16 protein-coding genes and 1 tRNA gene are annotated in these 15621 nt (G+C 66.3%); 9 read left to right on the top strand and 8 right to left on the bottom strand.

Translation table 11 applies throughout. From position 1 onward, the window contains the following. Nucleotides 1-123: 123 nt before the first annotated feature. On the bottom strand, nucleotides 124-798 hold the full coding sequence (gene bluB, locus J4O73_RS18100; RefSeq protein ID WP_426219568.1) for a 5,6-dimethylbenzimidazole synthase: 675 nt from the start codon (nucleotides 796-798) through the stop codon (nucleotides 124-126). Between the two features lie 345 nt (nucleotides 799-1143). Between bluB and J4O73_RS18095 the strand changes: the two genes are divergently transcribed. Continuing rightward, nucleotides 1144-1518, top strand: coding sequence for a DUF2794 domain-containing protein (locus J4O73_RS18095; RefSeq protein WP_426219566.1), 375 nt, complete (start codon nucleotides 1144-1146; stop codon nucleotides 1516-1518). On the opposite strand, the gene J4O73_RS18090 is transcribed toward J4O73_RS18095, so the two are convergent. The 4 genes from J4O73_RS18090 to J4O73_RS18075 all read right to left on the bottom strand — a co-directional run bounded on the left by J4O73_RS18090 (nucleotide 1515) and on the right by J4O73_RS18075 (nucleotide 6902). Continuing rightward, nucleotides 1515-2393, bottom strand: a complete 879-nt coding sequence (locus J4O73_RS18090; protein WP_426219564.1) for a dihydrodipicolinate synthase family protein — start codon at nucleotides 2391-2393, stop codon at nucleotides 1515-1517. The two genes, J4O73_RS18095 and J4O73_RS18090, sit on opposite strands and share 4 nt — an antisense overlap. Before the next feature lie 184 nt (nucleotides 2394-2577). Then, nucleotides 2578-3351 (bottom strand): Bax inhibitor-1/YccA family protein, encoded by a 774-nt coding sequence (locus J4O73_RS18085; RefSeq protein WP_426219562.1) that lies wholly within the window; start codon nucleotides 3349-3351, stop codon nucleotides 2578-2580. Between the two features lie 245 nt (nucleotides 3352-3596). Next, on the bottom strand, nucleotides 3597-6164 hold the full coding sequence (locus tag J4O73_RS18080; protein WP_426219561.1) for an ABC transporter permease: 2568 nt from the start codon (nucleotides 6162-6164) through the stop codon (nucleotides 3597-3599). Nucleotides 6165-6176: 12 nt separating this feature from the next. Continuing rightward, nucleotides 6177-6902, bottom strand: a complete 726-nt coding sequence (locus J4O73_RS18075) for an ABC transporter ATP-binding protein (RefSeq protein WP_426219559.1) — start codon at nucleotides 6900-6902, stop codon at nucleotides 6177-6179. A 30-nt stretch (nucleotides 6903-6932) separates the two neighbouring features. On the opposite strand from J4O73_RS18075, the gene J4O73_RS18070 reads away from it, so the two are divergent. After that, nucleotides 6933-7658: an arylesterase gene (locus tag J4O73_RS18070; protein ID WP_426219557.1), complete on the top strand. Its 726-nt coding sequence runs from the start codon at nucleotides 6933-6935 to the stop codon at nucleotides 7656-7658. Then, nucleotides 7658-8197, top strand: a complete 540-nt coding sequence (gene thpR / locus J4O73_RS18065; protein ID WP_426219555.1) for an RNA 2',3'-cyclic phosphodiesterase — start codon at nucleotides 7658-7660, stop codon at nucleotides 8195-8197. Before J4O73_RS18070 ends, thpR begins: the two co-directional genes overlap by 1 nt. 9 nt (nucleotides 8198-8206) lie before the next feature. On the opposite strand, the gene J4O73_RS18060 is transcribed toward thpR, so the two are convergent. Beyond that, a complete protein-coding gene (locus J4O73_RS18060) occupies nucleotides 8207-9667 on the bottom strand; it encodes a methyl-accepting chemotaxis protein (RefSeq protein WP_426219553.1) in 1461 nt (486 codons plus the stop codon). A gap of 482 nt (nucleotides 9668-10149) precedes the next feature. On the opposite strand from J4O73_RS18060, the gene J4O73_RS18055 reads away from it, so the two are divergent. From J4O73_RS18055 to J4O73_RS18045, 3 genes are all read left to right on the top strand, one after another. Then, nucleotides 10150-10293 (top strand): hypothetical protein, encoded by a 144-nt coding sequence (locus J4O73_RS18055; RefSeq protein ID WP_426219551.1) that lies wholly within the window; start codon nucleotides 10150-10152, stop codon nucleotides 10291-10293. 128 nt (nucleotides 10294-10421) lie between these two features. Beyond that, entirely contained in the window at nucleotides 10422-11225 is an 804-nt protein-coding gene (locus tag J4O73_RS18050; RefSeq protein WP_426219549.1) for an ABC transporter permease, read from the top strand. A gap of 121 nt (nucleotides 11226-11346) precedes the next feature. Then, nucleotides 11347-11736, top strand: a complete 390-nt coding sequence (locus J4O73_RS18045; RefSeq protein WP_426219547.1) for a phage holin family protein — start codon at nucleotides 11347-11349, stop codon at nucleotides 11734-11736. Between the two features lie 25 nt (nucleotides 11737-11761). On the opposite strand, the gene J4O73_RS18040 is transcribed toward J4O73_RS18045, so the two are convergent. Beyond that, nucleotides 11762-11983 (bottom strand): hypothetical protein, encoded by a 222-nt coding sequence (locus tag J4O73_RS18040; protein ID WP_426219546.1) that lies wholly within the window; start codon nucleotides 11981-11983, stop codon nucleotides 11762-11764. A gap of 75 nt (nucleotides 11984-12058) precedes the next feature. Here J4O73_RS18040 and J4O73_RS18035 point away from each other — a divergent pair, with 75 nt between their 5' ends. Together J4O73_RS18035 and J4O73_RS18030 are read left to right on the top strand one after the other, a co-directional pair. Further along, a complete protein-coding gene (locus J4O73_RS18035) occupies nucleotides 12059-12772 on the top strand; it encodes an SDR family NAD(P)-dependent oxidoreductase (protein ID WP_426219544.1) in 714 nt (237 codons plus the stop codon). A gap of 61 nt (nucleotides 12773-12833) precedes the next feature. Next, nucleotides 12834-12908: transfer RNA gene (locus J4O73_RS18030), tRNA-Gln, on the top strand. Nucleotides 12909-13000: 92 nt separating this feature from the next. On the opposite strand, the gene J4O73_RS18025 is transcribed toward J4O73_RS18030, so the two are convergent. Continuing rightward, nucleotides 13001-13285: a hypothetical protein gene (locus tag J4O73_RS18025; protein WP_426219542.1), complete on the bottom strand. Its 285-nt coding sequence runs from the start codon at nucleotides 13283-13285 to the stop codon at nucleotides 13001-13003. A gap of 607 nt (nucleotides 13286-13892) precedes the next feature. Here J4O73_RS18025 and J4O73_RS18020 point away from each other — a divergent pair. After that, the gene (locus tag J4O73_RS18020; protein ID WP_426219541.1) at nucleotides 13893-15560 is read left to right on the top strand and encodes an alpha-amylase family protein; all 1668 of its coding nucleotides are present in this window, start codon (nucleotides 13893-13895) and stop codon (nucleotides 15558-15560) included. Nucleotides 15561-15621: the final 61 nt, after the last annotated feature.

Here is a 15621-nt window from a genome sequence, read left to right as displayed (position 1 = left end):
CAAGCCATGGTCCCTCACGACCGTTCCAGCAAAAGCTATGGTTGATGCGTGGAGAACCACTGAAACCGAAGGTGAGGGTAAAGAGAAACAGTGAACCGGCATCGTGAATGCTGAGGACGATGCTTACCGCTCGTAGAGTTCCGCCCCGCGCGGATCCTCCTGCTGCCAGCCGTGGCGCTCCAGTTCCGGGTCGGGATGCTCTTCCTGCGGCAGGCCGAGGCAGAGATAGGCCACGAGCCGCCAGTGCGGCGGTACGTCGAGAATCGCCGTGACCGTCTCGGGGTCGAGGATCGAGACCCAGCCGACGCCGATCCCCCGTGCGCGGGCGGCGAGCCACAGGCATTGGACAGCCCCGACCACCGAATAGGCCAGGGTTTCCGGCATGGTCGCCCGGCCGAGGCCGAGACCGGTGCCGGTCGCCTCGTCGCAGAAGGCGGCGAGGTGGACCGGTGCCTCGCGCAGGCCAGCGAGCTTCAAGGCCCGGTAGTGAGCGGCGCGGGCGTCGTCGTAGCACGCGGCGGCCGCCGCGTTGCATTGGGCGAAGCTGTCCGCCACGGCGCCGCGCCGCGCCGGGTCCGACACGCGCACGAATCGCCAGGGGCGGGAATTGCCGACGGAGGGCGCCCGGTGCGCCGCCGCGAGGCAGGCACGCAGGGCCGCCTCGTCCAGGGGATCGGGACGGAAGCGGCGCACGTCCCGGCGCCACGCGAACAGCGTGTCGAGCCGGGCCGTGAAGTCACCGTCGAAGGCGGGCGGGTCCGTGGTCACCGAAGCGGCATATCTGCCGCGACCGCCCATCGCAAAAGCAAAAAAAGGCCGCCCGGGAAGGGCGGCCTTAAGTCCCTTGGGTCTCGAAACCTCGGAGTGCCGGCTCAAGCAGGTTCGGACGGTGGCCGAGGCTGGGGAGCACGGGTTCGGCCAACGGCCGGGCAAGATCCGGCGAGGTTCGAACTGTGTTGTCGGGCCGCAACACGGCCCACAAAAGGCGCTAATAGGGCAAAACCGTGAAGTTTGTCGCTTGGATGTGTCTTGGCAATCACGCGGGCGTCATCGCCTCGTGCGGGTGAGGCCGTGCCTCTCCCCTTGCGGAGGGCCGATGCGGGGACCATCATCCCGGCTAAGGACAGCGCGCCAGGAGCGATGATGAGCGAATGGACCAGCGCCGGGCCGCGGCCCGACGAAGCGTCAGGACATGTCATCCCCTTCCCCTCCCGGGCCGAGCCGCCGCAGGTGGCCTTCAACCGGGACGAGTTGCGGGTGATCTTCAACCTGTACGGACGCCAAGTCGCCCAGGGTGAGTGGCGTGATTACGCGCTGGATTTCCGGCGGGACAAGGCGGTGTTCTCGATCTACCGCCGCACCTCCGAGATGCCGCTCTACCGCATCGAGAAGGACCCGAAGCTCGCCCGGCGCCAAGGGGCCTACGCGGTGATCGCGGCGAGCGGTCATGTGATGAAGCGAGGCACCGATCTCGCGCGGGTCATTGCGGTGCTGGAGCCCGGCCCAAGAGCGGTTTAACGGGCGAGCCCCATCTCCCGCACGGTCGCTAAAGCCTGCGCCTGGACGTCCTCGGGCAGGGGGAGGATCGGGCGGGGCGGTTCGGCGCCCGCGAGGGCGTGTACGATCCGCAGGGACGAATGGGCCTTGAACAGGTCCCAGAGGGGCGCCATCGCGGCATCCAGAGCGCGGGCGCGGGGCGCGTCCCCCGCCTGAACGGCGCGGACGATCTCCAGGCACGGCTTCGGGAACAGTCCGGCGGCGACGCTGTACCATGCAACCCCTCCGGCCAGCATCGCCCCGGTGGCGTTCCAGTCTCCGCTGAAGCCGAGGGGAAATCCGTCCGGCAGGGCATCGCGCAGATCCGTCACCGTCGCGGCCGCGTCCTCCGGTGCCGGGCCGGGGCATTTGGCGGCGACCACCCCCGGGAGGCGGGCGAGGCGACCGAGCAAAGCCGGCGTGAAGCGGAAATGCGTGGTGGCCGGGTTGTCGTAGATCACGAGGGGCAAGCCGCCCTCCCCCGCCACGGCGGCGAAATGGGCGAACACCTCGTCTTCGGTGAGCGGCGTGTAGGAGACCGGCGCGAGCAGCCCCGCCGTCGCACCCGCCTCCCTGGCGTCCTCCGCGAGGCGCACGGCCTCGTCGGTGCGCAAAGCCCCGATCCCAACCAGCAACGGCACTCGGCCAGCCACCGCCTCGGCGGCGACGGCGACGGCGCGGCGGCGCTCCTCCCGGGCGAGATAGGCGTAGGTGCCAGTGCTGCCGAGGAGCCCGATCGAATCGACCCCAGCCTCGACCAGCGGCGCGAGGAGCCGCCGCAGATGATCCTCATCGACCCGGCCCGCGGCGTCGCAAGGGGTGATCGGGAAGGCGGAGAGGCCGGTGAACGCGCTCATGGGGTGGCTCAAAACGGGGATCCCAAAGGGCGGTGCCCTTTGGCAGGTAAAGGGCGGCGCCCTGCAAGACCCAGGGGGCTTGCCCCTGAACTCCACCAAAGGAGCCGGTCCTCTGGGATCCTGCAACGAAAAAAGGCCCCGGCGGTGTCCCGCCGGGGCCTTTTCGGTCCGTCGTGCCTATCGTTTAGCGGCGGTCGCCGACCAGCGAGAGCAGGAACTGGAACATGTTGATGAAGTCGAGGTAGAGCGTCAGGGCGCCGTTCACCGACATCTTGGCGGCCATCTCACCATCGAAGCCACCGTAGAGATACATCTCCTTGAGCTTCTGGGTGTCGTAGGCGGTCAGACCCGCGAAGATCAGCACGCCGAGCACCGAGATCGCGAACTGGAGCGCCGACGAGGCGAAGAAGATGTTCACCAGCGACGCGATGATGATGCCGATGAGGCCCATCATTAGGAACGAGCCCATGCCGCTCAGGCTACGGGTGGTCGTGTAGCCGTAGAGGCTGAGGCCGCCGAAGGCCGCCGCCGTGATGAAGAACACCTGCACCACGCTCGCCCCCGTGAAGACGAGGAGGAGGGTGGACATCGAGGCGCCCATCACCGCCGCGAAGGCGAAGAACATCGTGCGCGCCGAAGCGGCCGACATCCGGTCCATCCGGAACGAGAAGACGAAGATGAAGGCCAGCGGCGCCAGCATCAGCACCCACTTGAGGGGGCTGGTGTAGAGCATCGCGCCGAAGGACGTCAGCACCGGCCGCGTACCCTGGTAGGCCGCGACGGACGCCATGTTGAGACCCAGCGCCACGAGGCCGGAAATTCCGAGCCCCACAACCATGTTGTTGTAAACGCCGAGCATGAAGGAGCGCAGGCCCTGATCGACTTCGACCTGGGTCCCGGCATAGCCGGTCGGCTGCTGCTGCTGGCCGTACCGGAAGGGGCTGTTTTCGAATGCCATGGGAGTTTCCTTGCGGAGGCTCTCTCAGCGTGGTGTTTCGGGCGAGGCCCACGCAGGACCTCTGGCGCCGGGTGGCGCCTCGGTGATGAATATGTTGCGGGACGCTGCTCCGCACAAGACCCGGCCGAGGTTCGAGAAGCGGTTTTGGGCGTCTCTCGCATGTAAATTTGTTCATGAAATCCGGGATTAAACCCGCTACTCGCCCGAACGACCGGTGTTCGACTGGGAGAGGATTAATGCGCTCCTTATAACTCACGCAGGTACGGCGCCGGCTTCTGGCCGAGGATTCGCGCCGTCCCGGCAAGGCCGAGCAGGACCGCGAGCAGCACCGCCGCTCCGGCGGCGATCAGTGCCCCCGACAGGTCGAGCTGGAAGTCGAGGTGCATTACCTTGGCGACGATGACCCAGCCCGCCACGCTGCCGGCGATCAGCCCGAACAAGGCGGTGGCGAGGCCGAGTGCCGCGTATTCCAGGGCATAGGCTGAGAGCAGCCGCGACCGGCTGGCCCCGAGCACTTTCAGCACCACGGCATCGTAGAGCCGCGCCCGGTGGCCCGCCGCCACGGCGCCGCCGAGGACGAGAAGGCTCGCGAGGATCGCCACGCCGCTCGCCCCGCGAATCGCCAGGACGAGGCGCCCCACGAGGTCGCCCACCGCGTCGAGGGCATCCTTCACCCGCACCGAGGTGACGGAGGGGAATTCCTTGGCGACGCCGCGCAGAATGCGGTTCTCGGTCGCCGCATCCGGTCCGCCCGGCAGGGACAGGGTGGCGAGGTCGGAATGCGGCGCGCCCTTGAACGTGCCCGGCGAGAAGACCATCACGAAGTTGATGCCGAGATTGCGCCACTCGACCTTGCGCAGGTTGAAGATCGTGGCGGTCACGTCCCGCCCGAGGACGTTGACGGTCACGGTATCGCCGAGCTTCAGCCCGAGCATCCGGGCGAGATCGCCCTCGAAGGAGACGAGGTGGCCCGCGCCTTCACCGGCGTCCCACCAGCGCCCGTCCTCGACCTTCGTGCCCTCGGGCACCGTGTCGGCGTAGGTGATGCCCCGATCGCCGTCGAGCACCCAGGCGGCATCCTCCGGCGGACGGATCTTGCGGACCGGCACGCCGTTCAGGGCGACGATGCGCCCGCGCATCATCGGGACCTCCTCGATCTTGCCCGAGGGGGCCTGCGCGCGGAGGTAGTCGCTGAACGGCCCGGTTTCGCGCGAGGGGATGTCGAGGAAGAACAGGTTCGGCGCCTTGGCGGGCAGCGTCGCGCTGATCGTCCGGCGGACATTCGCGTCGATGAGGCTCAGCGCCACGAGGAGCGTGACGCCGAGGCCGAGGGAGAGGACGATGGTCGGTGTCAGGGCGCCGGGCCGGTGAAGGTTCGCGAGCGCCATCCGGGGCGCCGCCCGCTTCGGGTGCGGCAGACGCCGCGCCCCCGCCATTAGGCCCAAGGCGACGAGGTGCAGGAGCCCGAAGGCGATGCCCGAGGCCGCGATGAAGATCAGCGCCACCCGCCTGTCGAAGGACGTGGCCACCGACAGGCCGACGAGGAGCAGGACCGAGCCCGCCAGCCAGAGGCGGTAGCGCCGCCGGGGGGCGACACGAGCGGGATCCACGGTATCGCGGAACAGCCCCGAGACCGGCACGTCGTGGGCACGGCCCAGCGGCGTGATCGCGAAGGCGAAGGCCGTGAGCAAGCCATAGGCCGCCGCCAGCGCCAACTCGCCGGGGGCGATGGTCGGGTTGAGTGGCAGGGGCAGGCTTTCGGAGAACAACGCCTCCACGAGGAAGGGCAGGCTCGCCCCCAGCGCGAGGCCGATGAGCGTGCCGAGGCCTGCAATCAGCATGACCTGCGTGAGGTAGAGGGCCACCACGGTCGAGCCCGGCGCGCCGATGCTCTTCAGGGTGGCGATCGCCCCACGCTTGCGCTCGACGAAGGCGTGGACGGCATTCGCCACGCCGACCCCACCGACGATCAGGGCGGTGAGGCCGACCAGCGTCAGGAACTGTGTGAACCGCTCGATGCTCTGGGCGAAGCGCGGATCGGCATTGGCCCTGCTACGGACCTGCCAGCCCGCCTCCGGGGCGCCCTGACGCACCCGCGTTTCCACCGCATCGAGGGCGGTGCCAGGGGGCAATTGGACCCTGTAGCTCCACCGGCTGAGGCTGCCCGGCTGGACGAGACCAGTACCACGAAGGGCTTCCTGCGATACGATCAGGCGTGGCCCGAAACCGATGCCGCCCGCAATCTTGTCGGGCTCGGACTGGATCGTTCCGCGCAGGGTCAGCGGGTGACCGGCAAGCGTGATCCGGTCGCCGGGCTTGAGATCGAGGCGGGTCAGCAGGGCGGGGTCGGCCAGCGCGCCGGGTGCGCCGTCCTTCACGCCGAGCAGGCCGGGAAGGTCGCCGGGCGGATCCGTGACGAGTACGCCCGCCGCCGGATAGGTTGCGGGATCGACGGCCTTCAGTTCCACCAGCGTCGCGTCGCCACCCGGCGCCACCGCCATGGCCCGCAGGGAGGCGATGATGTCGAGCCGGCCCTCCTTGCCGAGGACCGCCCTCTCCTGCTCCGTCGCCTCGCGGTTGATGAGGCTGTAGGACAGGTCGCCGCCAATGATCCGGCGCCCTTCGCGCCCGAGCCCGTCCGAGAGGGAGCGCGATACCGAGGCGATGCCCGCGATGGCCGCGACGCCCAGCGCGATGCAGGCGAGGAACACGCCGAAGCCGGACAGACCGCCGCGCAATTCGCGCAGGGCCAACCGGAGGATGAGCGGCATCCGCCGGGGCGGGCGGGCGGCGGGGGGGAGCGTACCGTGCACCTTATCGCCCCCTCATGCCTCGACCGCCCCTTGCACCGGCTCCTCGACGACCCCGGAGCGCAGGCGCACCGTGCGGTCGCAGAGGCGAGCGAGGCCATTGTCGTGGGTCACGAGGACGAGGGTCGCCCCCCGATCACGCTTGAGGCGAAAGAGCAGGTCCACGATCTGGCGGCCGGTGGTCTCGTCGAGGTTGCCGGTGGGCTCGTCGGCCACCAGGATCGCCGGATCGGGTGCGACGGCGCGGGCGATGGCGACGCGCTGCTGCTCGCCGCCCGAGAGCTGTGCCGGATAGTGATGCAGCCGGTGGCCGAGGCCTACCGCCTCGAGTTCGGCGCGGGCGCGCTCATGGGCGCCCGGCCTGTCCGCCAGTTCGAGGGGCAGGGCCACGTTCTCCAGCGCCGTCATGGTCGGCACGAGGTGGAAGGACTGGAACACGATGCCGATCCGTCGGCCGCGGAAGCGGGCGAGGGCATCTTCGTCGAGGCCCACGAGATCCGTGCCCTCCACGAGCACCCGGCCCGCATCCGGCCGTTCCAGGCCGGCCATGACCATGAGCAGCGTCGACTTGCCCGAGCCCGACGGGCCGACGAGGCCCACCGCCTCCCCACGCCCCACATCCAGCGAGATGCCACGCAGGACATGCACGCGGGCCGGGCCGCGCCCGAGGCTGAGGTCGATCCCGTCGAGGGCGATGGCCGGATGGGCCGGTGCCGTCCCGCCGCTCTTGTCGTCGCTCATGGCGTGTCCGATCTGTGGGCGATGACGAGCATGAGACGCACGGCGCCGCGCCGGATTGGGTTGCGGCGCGATATGGGTGATGCATTGCGGCTGCGCCATGACAGGCGCCGCCGTTTCCCGATTCTCGTGCTGTTTGCCGCATTGATGAGCCTGATTGTCTCCTCTCCGACCCTGGCCGCCTCGCGCCTGATCAAGCTCGTGGCCTTCGGGGACAGCCTGACCGCAGGCTACCGCCTGCCCGCCGACGCGGCCTTTCCCGCTGTGCTCGAACGGATGCTGAAGGCGAAGGGCCGCGACGTCTCGATCGCCAATGCCGGAGTTTCCGGCGACACCACGACCGGGGGGCTCGACCGGCTCGACTGGTCGGTGCCGGACGGGACGGACGGGGTGATCCTCGAACTCGGCGCCAACGACATGCTGCGCGGCACCGACCCCGCCATCGCCCGGCGGAATCTGACGGCGATGCTCGACCAGCTGAAGGCGCGCGGCATCCCCGTCCTGATCGCCGGGATGCAGGCGGCCCCCAATCTCGGCCCCGATTACCGCGCGAAGTTCGATGCGATCTTCCCCGATCTCGCCAAGCGATACGGGTTGATCCTCTATCCGTTCTTCCTCGAGGGGATCATCGGCGATGCCGGGCAGCACCTCGATGACGGGCTGCACCCGAACACGAAGGGCGTGGAGACCATTGCGGCGCGGATGCTGCCGACGGTCGAGCGGTTCCTCGACACTCTCCGGACCAAGGCGGATCGGTGATGCCACGCCTGTTCACTGCGCTTGCCGTTCCGACGGATATCGCGGCCGCCCTCGCCGCGTACCAGGGCGGCCTGCCCGGAGCCCGCTGGATCGAGCCAGGTGATTTCCACGTCACCCTGCGGTTTCTCGGCGATGTCGAGCGGACCATGGCCGAGGATTTCCTCGACCTCCTCGGCGAGAGGCGATTGAGGGCGCCTCTCGCGGTCACCCTCGACGGGCTCGGTGTGTTCGGCGGAGGCAAGCCCCGGGCGATCCTCGCCACGGTCCACCCCTCCCCCGAGATCGTCGATCTCCAGGATGAGCAGGAGCGCTTGGCCCGGCGCGCCGGTCTCGCCCCCGAGACACGGCGCTTCACCCCGCATGTCACCCTCGCCCGCCTGCGCCGGGAGGCGGGTCAGGAGGCGGTGGCGATGTACCTGTCGCAGGCCCCGATCTTCACGCCCCTGACCTTCACCGCCGACCGGGTGACGGTCTACTCGGCCCGCGAGTCGACCGGTGGCGGGCCGTATGTCGCGGAGGCCGAGGTGCCGTTCGCCTGAAGTCCAGCGTCAGCTGGCCTTGAGGAAGGTCTGCATGCTGGCGCCGAGACCGCCCGAATGCTCGGCGAGGCGCTCGGAGATCTCACGGACCTTCTCAGCCAGGGTGCCGGTGGCACCGGCGGCGGTCGAGACGCCGGTGATGTTCACGGTCATCTCCTGCGTCGAGGCCGCCTGCTGCTCCACGGCCCCCGCGATGGCGAGCGTCAGTCGTGACAGCTCCTCGACCGCTCCCGTGATCATGCCGATGGCCGAAACGGCCTCGCCGGTGGCGGATTGGATGGCGTGGATCTGCTGGGTGATGTCGTCCGTGGCGCGGGCGGTCTGCCCGGCGAGTTCCTTCACCTCCGCCGCCACGACTGCGAAGCCCCTCCCCGCCTCTCCCGCACGGGCCGCTTCGATGGTCGCGTTCAGGGCGAGCAGATTGGTCTGGTCGGCGATCGACTTGATCATCGCGACCACGGAATCGACCTTGCCGGTCTTCTCGGCGAGCGCCCGCACGGTCTGATCGGTGGTGCCCGCCTGATCCGCGATCTGGTTCGCGCGTTCCGAAACGCGGCCGACCTGGCTGGAGATCTCCTTGACCGTGCTCGCCATCTCCTCGGATCCGGCGGCCACGGTGGCGGCAAGACCGCTGGCCTCGTCGGCCGAATGGTTCAGCCCCTCGGCGGATTGGCGCATCTCGTCGATGGCCCGGCCCAGCGCATCGACCACCCGCGTGACCTCGGCCGCCATGGCAACCTGCGCCGTGATCACCGACCACGTCAGCATCGGACCGATATAGTGACCTTCCGGATCCTTGATCGCGGAGACCTGGAGGTCGAGCGTCTCCGGTCCGACCTTGATTCGTGTCCGGTGGGGAAGGCGGCTCGCATCGGCCAGCATGTTCCGCTGGTGATGGGGATTCTTGTGAAAGATGTCGAAGGACTTGCCGAGCATGTCGGCTACCTTGACCGGCAGGTGCTGCTCGATCGTTCCCAGCGTCCGCGAGGATGTTCTGTTGAGATAGTTGATCTTGAAATCGTTCTTGGGATCGGCCGTCATCACCGCGACCGGCATATCGTCGATCATTGTCAGCAGGCGGCTGACCTCGTTCTTCTTGGCAGTGATGTCCGCCGCCACCTTGATGACCTTCAGCGGCTTGCCGTCCTGATCGAGGACGGGATTATAGCTCGCCTCAAGCCAGACCCGACGCTTATTCTTGTCGAGGCGCATGAATTCGCCCGAGACGAACTCGCCGGCTCGGAGCTTCGCCCAGAACTGCTCGTATTCAGCCGACTTCGCGAACGTGTCTTCGATGAAGATGCGGTGGTGCTTGCCCTTGATCTCCGAGAGATCATACCCGACCACCTTCGTGAAGTTGGTGTTGGCCGTCAGGATCGTGCCGTCCATCTCGAATTCGATGATCGCCATCGACCGATCGATCGCGTCGATCACGAATTGGGATTCGGAGAACTTCGGCCGCCTGAACATGATGGAATTTTCCCCCTTGATGCTGCGCAATAGCATCCACCCAACTCATTAAAATTCGGCAGTGGCGTCATTTGTATAATCCTGAGATATTCATTTAAAGTTGCTTCAATTTCATCCATGCCCATTGATTTATGTTGGGGTGGCCATTCGTTGTAACGACAAAGAAGCGGTTTTCGATCAGGCTCACTGCGACCGGGCGAATCGACACTTGAAAGAATTTTTTTAAGGCCGCCGCAGTGCGGATTTTTATTTGTGAAGCTTAAGTCGGAACGGTAGCAACTGGCAGCCGGATTTCAGATCTCTTTCGGGGTTGGTCTCATCCGGGCGCGGTGCGTTTCCTGCAATGCACAAGGCCGCGAAGTGTCGATCGATGCGACAAACGCAGAGCGGATATGGCGAATCCGCATTCACGAGTCCGGCCGATTGCCCCCATGATATTGCAACGCACCATCGCGGGCCGATTGGCCCGGCCGGAGGTTCCCATGACCCTCATTGCCAAGTCCGTCGCCTGGAGCCTCAGCGTCTCCGCCACCCGCATCGGCCGCGCCCTCAACCGATCGGCGGCCGGTCGCTACGAAGAGGCCCGCGCGCAGGTCGAGCGCACCGGCTTCGGCGGAATGCTCTGATCTGCCTTCTGGGGAGTCCACGGATCGCCGGGATTTGAGGGCGACGTAGTTTCGTCGCTTTCCCTCGTCATGTCGCTCTCGGCGCGGTCGCCTCTTGGCAGCGCCCGGAAAGCGGGATCGTGAGGGCGATGGCGAGTGGCCTGACGGCGAACGAGCGCGAGGGCGGGCGGCTCAGCCCCCTCGAATCCTATCTGCATGTGCTTCATGCGCTGATGCTGCGCGACATGCGCACCCGCTTCGGTGGCACGTTGTGGGGCTACGGTGTGGTGGTGATGTGGCCGTGTGTCCACATTCTCATGCTGATTGCGATTTACTCTTTCCAACACATGCCCGCCCCGGTCGGGAATAGCGTACCGCTTTTCTTCGCGACAGGCCTCGTGCCAGTGCTGATTTTTCAGTACGTTTCTCGCGAAGTGATGAAGGCCACCATGGCCAACAAGCCGTTGACTTATTATCCGCAAGTCAAGTTGTTCGATCTCATTCTCGCACGCGTTCTCGTTGAAATTGTTACTGGTTTCCTTGGTCTTCTTGTCGTTGTAAGTGTGCTCATCGCCACAGGAACGGATCCTCGGCCCGTCGACAACTTTCTTGCAGTGACGGCATATCTATCGTCTATTCTGCTTGGCATTGGCATAGGTGTCATCAACGTCGCCATTGTTGGCTTTTTTCCCGGCTGGCTTGTCGGCTACGCGCTCTTCAACATCGTCATGTATCTCGCCAGCGGCATCATCTTCATGCCGAGCTTTCTGCCCGAGAAAATATATTACTGGCTTAAGTTCAACCCTGCACTTCAACTTGCCGAATGGATGAGGTCGGCTTATTACCCAAATATTGGCGTGCAAGTCGATTATCTGTATGTTATCATATTTGCCCTCACCTCGATGGTGCTCGGGCTGCTGATCTTGAAGCATATCGTCAGCAAGCGAAGCTGAGGCGCGGCGCGATCGAATCGCCGGGGCGGCGCGGAACCAGCGGGTGTGGATGCCGTTGGCGCCGTGCCCGGCGGTGTTGCGGCGGGCAAGCTGAGGCCCGGCCGGGCCGCCGCGAGGCACCATGCGCGAGACCGTTCCGCTTTTTCCCCTGCTGGCCGCGGCCCTGCGCGACGGCGCGGATCACACTGCGCAGATGCTGCGGCTGGCGCGCATCGAGACCGACGCCGCCCTTCGGACATGGCTCCGGCTCGCGGGCATCCTGGGCACGATTCCGATCCTTGCGGTGGCGACCTTCTTTCTGGGGCTCGATGCCCTGGTCAAGATCATCGCCGCCCTGAGCGGTGCGCCGCTGGTCTCGGCCTTCCTCGTGGCCGCGCCCTTCATCGTTGTGGCCGGCATTCTCGCGTGGTTCGGCGCCAAGCGAATGGCGCTGTCGAGTCTTGAACCGTACCGGTCCTGGCAGAAGGCGGGCCGCTCGCCCGGCGCTTCGCGCGCGAACCCGGCCGCATGAGGCGCGCGGAAGGTCTGTTCCCGGCTCAGCGCGAAGCGTCGCGTCCCGACGAGTGGGATCCGAGATGGAGGAAGCTGCGCTCGCCCGTGGCCGCCTCAGCCACGTGCTGGATCGTCTCGATCAGATCCGCGACCGGCCGGGCCTGCAGGGGCCGGAAGCTTGCGGTCTCCACGACGCGGCGCGGTTCGAGGCGGCCGGCAGCGAGTTGCGCCTCGCTCAAGGCATCGAAACTCCGACGTTTGGCCATGCTCTCGATCCTCCGTTCCGAACCTCAATCCAACATGGTTGACGAAAGGTTAATTTTCCGGGTCCCGGAGGTCCCATGACGAGCGCGGTCATCGTCGGAGCGTCGGGCGGCATCGGCCGAGCCCTGGTTGAGCGGATCGCCACGAGCGGCGCTTTCGATCGAATCTTTGCATTGTCGCGGACGGGCACCGAGGGCGGGCCTGGGATCGTCACGGGCCGGATCGACCTCGCCGACGAGCAGAGCATCCGCGAGGCGGCGTCCCGCGTGGCCGAGGACGGGCCGGTGGGTCTCGCGATCGTCGCGAGTGGAATGCTGCACGGTCCCGGCGTCTCCCCCGAGAAGGCGTTGAAGGCCGTCGATCCGATCGCGATGGCGCAGCTCTTCGCGGTCAACACGATCGGCCCCGCCCTCGTCGCCAAGCACGTGGTTCCGCTGCTGCCCCGAACGGGCCGCAGCGTGTTCGCGGCTCTCTCGGCACGGGTCGGCTCGATCAGCGACAACCGTCTCGGCGGCTGGTACGGCTACCGGGCCTCGAAGGCAGCCCTCAACCAGATCCTGCGCACCTTGGCGATCGAGGCCGCTCGCACCCGACCGGAGGCGATCATTGCGGGCCTCCATCCAGGAACGGTCCGCACCGGCCTTTCGAACCCCTTCCGCCCTGATGCCGACAGCCCCGATACGGTCGCGCCGGCCGAGGCGGCTGCGAATCTCCTCACCGTCCTGAACGCCCTTACGGTCGCCGACAGCGGAGGCATCTTCGCCTGGGATGGCCAACCGGTCCCGCCTTAGCGCCAGCGCCTCTCGGAGCACTTGCCAGAGCCGGATCGGCCGTCTAGGAGATCGCGGTCTTTGGGGCGTCGCCAAGTGGTAAGGCAGCGGTTTTTGGTACCGCCATTCCCAGGTTCGAATCCTGGCGCCCCAGCCAAAATTTTCAAGCCGTTCTGAGGCTTATGGACCCCGTCATACCCGACAGCGCGGAACAGATCGTGGATCTCCGCCGCACAAGAGTCGGCACAGTCACTTCGCCGCTTCCTCAGCTTCGCTGAATTGCCCTCTCTCGCGGCAATGGACGAAGTAGCAATTACCACTGCCCTCGCCGCGCAAGACGCGGCTGAAGCGCTCATCGCGCTCGGTTGGCTCGTCGAGCCGCAAGGTTCCGACATGGATGGGTGGCTCGTCGGTGGCGCCTTCATGACCGCCGTGTAGCGTGCAAAATCGAATGGCACGGCGCGCAGGTTCGGCTGTCATCACTTCGCAGCGCCTGCCGACAGCCTTGGAGCGCGCTTGAACCACCGCGCTCACTGGCCCTTCCGTCACTTGCTGTCCTCGCCTGCGCCGACGTTCACCGTGGTCAGGAAACCGCCCGACACCGTCATCACCTTCTCCACCGTCTCGGCCTTCCAGCGGCCGTCGATGTAGCCGCCGAAGCCCGTGGTGATAAGCGATCACCTCAGTCGCGCGCTGTGTGGGTGGGTATTTCCCCAAGCGGTCAGGGGCAAGCGCTGAGGCTTTCGGAAGTCTCCTTCCTCGGCCTGGGCTATCCGGACGACGCAGCCGAGCTCGCGAATCTTGAGCACCGTAGTTCGCGATGGAGCGATACCATCCGTCGACGGCTGCTCTCCACATGCCGGTCATGAAAGCCGCCGGACCGCTTTCCACCCAACCCTGCCATTCAAGCGCTCGCTGCTGGGCCTCTCTCTGGCTGGAAGCGGCTAGTCCGGTTCGACGGCGATCAGCAGATCATGGCAGACTGCTCCCCCAGCCCTTCTCGGTCGTAGCGGCCTGACTTCGTTCTTTCGGAGAAACACCACCCCGGGCCCGGAACCGAACTCGACCGTAGGCCGTCTCTGGCTCGGCGGCGTCTCAGAGATCTGTTTGGGGCGCCCAGGCGGTCTCGCGGGGGGGCGGCATGATCAACGACCTTTGGTACAAGAATGCCGTCGTCTATTGCCTGTCGGTCGCCACCTTCATGGATGCGGACGGAGACGGCATCGGTGACTTCATCGGGTTGGAACGGCGGCTCGATTACCTCCAGGGGCTCGGCGTCACCGCGATCTGGCTGATGCCCTTCCAGCCCTCGCCGAAGCGCGACGGCGGATACGACATCTCCGACTATTATGGCGTCGACCCCGACTACGGCTCGCTCGGCGACTTCGTGGCCTTTACCCACGCGGCCAAGCAACGTGGGTTGCGCGTGCTGATCGACCTTGTGGTCAACCACACCTCAGACAAGCATCCCTGGTTTCAGTCCGCCAGATCCGATCCGCAGTCCCGTTACCGCGACTGGTACGTCTGGTCGAAGACGCGCCCGGCCAACGCCGACGAGGGTATGGTCTTTCCCGGTGTCCAGACATCGACCTGGACCCACGACGAGAAGGCGAAGGCTTGGTACTTCCACCGCTTCTTCGACTTCCAGCCGGACCTGAACACGGCGAACCCCGAGGTTCAGGCCGAGATCCTGAAGATCATGGGGTTCTGGATCGAGCTCGGCGTGTCCGGCTTCAGGATGGACGCGGTTCCTTTCGTGATCGCCGAGAAGGGCGCGGACGTGAAGGGCAAGCCACGCGAGCAATTCAACATGCTCCGGGACTTCCGCGAATTCTTGAGTTGGCGCCAGGGCGACGCAATCATCCTCGCGGAGGCCAACGTTCTGCCGAAACAGGATTTCGACTATTTCGGCGATGACGCCGACCGCATGAACATGATGTTCAATTTCCAGGTCAATCAGGCGACTTTCTACGCCTTGGCCGCTCATGACGCCCGGCCCCTGGTGAAGGCGATCGAGCGCACGAAGCCGCGCCCGCTCTCCTGTCAGTGGGGCATCTTCCTGCGCAACCACGACGAGTTGGATCTCGGTCGCCTGACGGAGACGCAAAGGCAGAAGGTGTTCGCGGCGTTCGGGCCCGATAAGCGGATGCAACTCTATGACCGCGGCATCCGCCGCCGGTTCGCGCCCATGATGGATGGTGATCAACGTCGCATCCGTCTCGCGTATTCGCTGATGTTTTCGCTCCCCGGCACGCCGGTGATGCGCTACGGCGACGAGATCGGCATGGGCGATGATCTGTCGTTGCGGGAGCGGGAATGCGCCCGCACGCCGATGCAGTGGACCGCGGAGGCTCACGGTGGTTTCACGCTCTGCGACCGGTCCGTGAGCCCCGTCATCGAGAGCGGCCCGTATGGCTATCCCCATGTCAACGTCGCCGACCAGCGCCACGATACCGGGTCATTGCTCAACTGGATGCAGGGGATGATCCGGCAGCGGAAGGAAGCGCCGGAGATCGGCTGGGGCGACGTCGTCCCGCTGCCGACCGAACACCCGGGGGTCCTCGCCCTGCGCTACGATTGGCGGGGCAACTCCGTGTTGTGCCTCCATAACCTCGATGCGAAGCCGGTCGAGCTGAGATTGGATACCGGGGTACCCAAACCGTCGGGGGCGGTCTTGGTCGACCTTCTTACGGGAGCGCGGAGCGACGCAGGCGCGGACGGTTCCCACACCCTCATGGTCGATGGCTACGGCTATCACTGGTTCCGGGTCGGGGGTCTGGACGCCCTCATGCGACGGCACACGACCTGAGCGGTGACGCCACTCACCCTCATGATCCGGCCGACTCCAGGTCGGTCACACGCTCTTGAAG

Source organism: Methylobacterium sp. NFXW15 (assembly GCF_049887755.1).
Classification (GTDB): Bacteria; Pseudomonadota; Alphaproteobacteria; order Rhizobiales; family Beijerinckiaceae; genus Methylobacterium.
Note: the sequence above shows the minus strand (reverse complement) of the source record. Positions and strands in the feature narration are given on the sequence as shown.

What these genes read in the sequence shown, in the direction of transcription:
- bluB (WP_426219568.1), bottom strand. Translation starts at nt 798, where the DNA reads ATGGGCGGTCGCGGCAGATATGCCGCTTCGGTGACCACGGACCCGCCC.
- J4O73_RS18095 (WP_426219566.1), top strand. Translation starts at nt 1,144, where the DNA reads ATGAGCGAATGGACCAGCGCCGGGCCGCGGCCCGACGAAGCGTCAGGA.
- J4O73_RS18090 (WP_426219564.1), bottom strand. Translation starts at nt 2,393, where the DNA reads ATGAGCGCGTTCACCGGCCTCTCCGCCTTCCCGATCACCCCTTGCGAC.
- J4O73_RS18085 (WP_426219562.1), bottom strand. Translation starts at nt 3,351, where the DNA reads ATGGCATTCGAAAACAGCCCCTTCCGGTACGGCCAGCAGCAGCAGCCG.
- J4O73_RS18075 (WP_426219559.1), bottom strand. Translation starts at nt 6,902, where the DNA reads ATGAGCGACGACAAGAGCGGCGGGACGGCACCGGCCCATCCGGCCATC.
- J4O73_RS18070 (WP_426219557.1), top strand. Translation starts at nt 6,933, where the DNA reads ATGAGACGCACGGCGCCGCGCCGGATTGGGTTGCGGCGCGATATGGGT.
- thpR (WP_426219555.1), top strand. Translation starts at nt 7,658, where the DNA reads ATGCCACGCCTGTTCACTGCGCTTGCCGTTCCGACGGATATCGCGGCC.
- J4O73_RS18060 (WP_426219553.1), bottom strand. Translation starts at nt 9,667, where the DNA reads ATGTTCAGGCGGCCGAAGTTCTCCGAATCCCAATTCGTGATCGACGCG.
- J4O73_RS18055 (WP_426219551.1), top strand. Translation starts at nt 10,150, where the DNA reads ATGACCCTCATTGCCAAGTCCGTCGCCTGGAGCCTCAGCGTCTCCGCC.
- J4O73_RS18050 (WP_426219549.1), top strand. Translation starts at nt 10,422, where the DNA reads ATGGCGAGTGGCCTGACGGCGAACGAGCGCGAGGGCGGGCGGCTCAGC.
- J4O73_RS18045 (WP_426219547.1), top strand. Translation starts at nt 11,347, where the DNA reads ATGCGCGAGACCGTTCCGCTTTTTCCCCTGCTGGCCGCGGCCCTGCGC.
- J4O73_RS18040 (WP_426219546.1), bottom strand. Translation starts at nt 11,983, where the DNA reads ATGGCCAAACGTCGGAGTTTCGATGCCTTGAGCGAGGCGCAACTCGCT.
- J4O73_RS18035 (WP_426219544.1), top strand. Translation starts at nt 12,059, where the DNA reads ATGACGAGCGCGGTCATCGTCGGAGCGTCGGGCGGCATCGGCCGAGCC.
- J4O73_RS18020 (WP_426219541.1), top strand. Translation starts at nt 13,893, where the DNA reads ATGATCAACGACCTTTGGTACAAGAATGCCGTCGTCTATTGCCTGTCG.